3 protein-coding genes are annotated in these 3,212 nt (G+C 70.8%); 2 read left to right on the forward strand and 1 reads right to left on the reverse strand.

What is annotated here, in order from left to right; translation table 11 throughout:
• Positions 1–130: 130 nt before the first annotated feature.
• Entirely contained in the window at positions 131–1,096 is a 966-nt protein-coding gene (locus BKE38_RS28210; protein ID WP_076960471.1) for a 2-hydroxyacid dehydrogenase, read from the reverse strand.
• 191 nt (positions 1,097–1,287) lie between these two features.
• Between BKE38_RS28210 and BKE38_RS28215 the strand changes: the two genes are divergently transcribed.
• Together BKE38_RS28215 and BKE38_RS28220 are read left to right on the forward strand one after the other, a co-directional pair.
• Complete coding sequence (locus BKE38_RS28215) at positions 1,288–2,337, forward strand: extracellular solute-binding protein (protein ID WP_076960472.1); 1,050 nt, start codon at positions 1,288–1,290, stop codon at positions 2,335–2,337.
• Positions 2,334–3,212: ABC transporter ATP-binding protein (locus BKE38_RS28220; protein ID WP_083747929.1), on the forward strand; the 879-nt coding region annotated here is incomplete at its 3' end. The genes BKE38_RS28215 and BKE38_RS28220, both read left to right, overlap by 4 nt.

Genomic DNA, 3,212 nt, shown 5'->3' on the forward strand with positions numbered 1-3,212 from the left:
CCCCATCCGCGCGCCCCCGTCTGACCGGCGCAGCATACAGGAGCCTGGCCGCAGGGGGGAGCCCCCGGCGGCGCGCCGGCGGCCGATCTCCTCCCGGCAATCCGGCTCCGTCAGCTGCCCTGGCCGGCGCTCAGCAGACGAAGTCGTTCTCGGCCACCGGCTCGCCGCGGGCGACGCGGGCGATGTTGCCCCACATCTGCAACACGGTGCTCTCGAAGTTGTCGGCGGCCATGGCGGCGATATGCGGCGTCGCCACCACATTCTCCATGGTCAGCAGCGGGTGGTCGAAGGGCACCGGCTCGGTCTCGTAGACGTCGGTGGCGGCGCCCAGGATCTCCTTCGCGCGCAGCGCGTCCACCAGGTCGCTCTCGACGACCACGCCGCCGCGGGCGACATTGATCAGCACGGCCGAGCGCTTCATCGACTGCAGCGCGCGGCGGTCGATCATGCCCGCCGTCTGCGGCGTCATCGGGCAATGCAGCGAGACCACGTCGGCCTCGGCCAGCAGCGTGGCGAGCTCGGCGAATTCGACGCCCAGCGCCTGCTCCTCCGCCTCCGGCAGGCGGCGGTTCTTGTTGTAGAGGATGCGGCCGCCGAAGGGCCGCAGCAGCCGCGCGACATTCTGGCCGATGGCGCCGAAGCCGACGATGCCGATGGTCTTGCCGCTCAGCATGTAGCTGGGCTTGGGCAATTGCGTGGTGCGCCACTGGTGGTTCTGCAGCGTGTGGTGGCCCCAGGCCAGGTTGCGCAGCAGGCCGATCATCAGGCCGAGGGTGAATTCGGCGACGGGCACGGCATTGCTGCCGGTGGTGCGCGCCACGATCACCCCCTGGGCGCGCGCGGCGTCGAGGTCGAAATTGTCGACGCCCACCCCCCATTTGTGCAGCAGCCGGGCGCGCGGCGCCGCCGCCAGCAGCGCCGCATCCACGGCGATCTGGCCGGAGACGATGAAATCCGCGTCAACCACGATCGCCTTCAGGTGGTCGGCGTCGCGGTTCTTCGCATGCTCGAGCTGCATGCCCTCCGGCAGCAGCCCGCGCATGCGGGTCGCGGTCTCGGCGGTGATCGGATCGAGCACGACGATCTTGCTGGTCATACCTGCGGTCTGGTCCCGATTGTTCGTTGTCGGTTGCAATAAATGGAACAGGCGGCACCCCGCCGATCGCTGCAGGGTGCTGGCAATTCACGGATTCCGCAAGCCGCCGCCGGCACGCGCAAAAGCCTGGTTGAAGCGGCGGTCGGCCGTGGCATGATGCCCGGCAGAAAAATTCTGCAAGGGGCTTCACCATGCTTTCCTGGAAAAGCGCGCTGTTCGGCATGGCGGGGCTCGCGGCGAGCGCGCTGCCTGCCGCCGCCCAGCAGAGCGGCGCCATGACGCTGATGTCCTATGCCGGCATCTTTCGCGAGAACTACACGGACGTCGTGGTCCGGCCCTTCCAGGCCGGTGGCGCGCCGGTGCAATATGCCGAGGGCGGCACCTCGGCGCAGATGCTGGGCATGCTGCGCGCGCAGAAGGCAGATCCGCAGATCGACGTCGTCATCATGGACGTCACCACCGCGGCGCTGGCCTGCGCCGAGGGGCTGGTGGAGAAGATGCCTGCCGCCAGCTGGCCGATCCTGGGCCAGCTCGACCCGCAGGCGCGGGCGGCGGGCGGCGAATGCGGCCCGGGCGTGATGTTCGACCATATGGTCATGGTCTATGACAGCCAGGCGGTGAAGCCGGCGCCGACCCGCTTCTCTGCCATGGCCGACGCCGCGCAGCGCGGTGCGGTGGGCTTCGCGGCGCCGCCGAACATCCAGGGCCTGGCGGTGACGGCGATCCTGGCGCATGCCGCGGCGCAGGACTGGCGCAACATCGGCGCGGCGCTGCCCGCGCTGAAGGCCATCGCGGCCAATACCCAGAGCTTCGACCCGAAGCCCGACGGCTACACCATGATCCTGAACGGGCAGCTGCGCTTCGCGACGGGCTGGAACGCCCGCGCCCAGCTCTACCGCGACCAGTCGCAGGGCCGCATCGGCGTGGTGCTGCCGGACGAAGGCACGATCTTCCAGATCAACACCATCAACATCGTCGCCAATGCCAAGAACCGCGAGCGCGCCGTGGCCTTCACCAACCACGCCCTGTCGGCGGCGGCGCAGAAGGCCTTCACCGAGCGGATGTTCTACGGCCCGACCAACACCACCGCCCAGGTCTCGCCGGAGGCGATGCAGCGCACCGCGCTGGCGCCGGAATTCCGCTCGCGCGTCATCCCGCTCGACTGGGAGGAGATGCTGAAGCTGCGCGACACCTGGAACCAGCGCTGGCGGCGCGAGGTGATCTCGGCGGCGCCGCGATGACCCCTGCCTCCGCCACCACCCAGCCGCATCTGCGGCTGGACCGGCTGACGCGGCATTACGCCGGCGCGCCCGCCCCGGCGGTGGCCTCGATCTCGCTCGACCTGCCGCGCGGCGCGTTGCTGGCGCTGCTCGGCCCCTCAGGCTGCGGCAAGACCACGACCCTGCGGATGATCGCCGGCCTCGAGATTCCGGATGGTGGAACGATCCTGGTCGGCGGCCGCGACGTCTCGCGCCTGCCGCCGCACAAGCGGCAGATGGGCGTGGTCTTCCAGTCCTATGCGCTGTTCCCGCATATGACTGCCGCCGGCAACGCTGGCTTCGGGCTGGAGATGCAGGGCGTGGCGCGGGCCGAGCGCGCCCGCCGCGCCCAGGCGGCGCTGGAGATGGTCGGCCTCGGCCCGCTTGCCGAAAGAAAGCCGCGGCAGCTGTCGGGCGGGCAGCAGCAGCGCGTGGCGCTGGCGCGCGCGCTGGCGATCGAACCGGAGCTGCTGCTGCTGGACGAGCCGCTCTCGGCGCTGGACGCCAAGCTGCGCGAGGGCGTGCGCGACGAGATCCGCGCGCTGCAGCAGCGGCTGGGCACCACCACGGTCTTCGTCACCCATGACCAGACCGAGGCGCTGGCCATGGCCGACCTGGTCGCGGTGATGAATGGCGGCCGCATCGAGCAGCTGGCGGCGCCGGAAGAGATCTTCGAGCGGCCGGCCACCCGCTTCGTCGCCACCTTCGTCGGCCGCGCCGCGCGCCTGTCCGGCCAGCTGGAGCCCGGCGGCGTGCTACGCTGCGGCGGCACGGCGATCCGCAGCACCGCCACCCTCCCCGCCGGCCCCGCCGAGGCCTTTTTGCGCCCGCATCGCGTTCGTCTGCTGGAAGACAGC

Source organism: Teichococcus deserti (assembly GCF_001982615.1).
GTDB lineage: Bacteria > Pseudomonadota > Alphaproteobacteria > Acetobacterales > Acetobacteraceae > Pseudoroseomonas > Pseudoroseomonas deserti.

What these genes read in the sequence shown, in the direction of transcription:
- BKE38_RS28210 (WP_076960471.1), bottom strand. Translation starts at nt 1,096, where the DNA reads ATGACCAGCAAGATCGTCGTGCTCGATCCGATCACCGCCGAGACCGCG.
- BKE38_RS28215 (WP_076960472.1), top strand. Translation starts at nt 1,288, where the DNA reads ATGCTTTCCTGGAAAAGCGCGCTGTTCGGCATGGCGGGGCTCGCGGCG.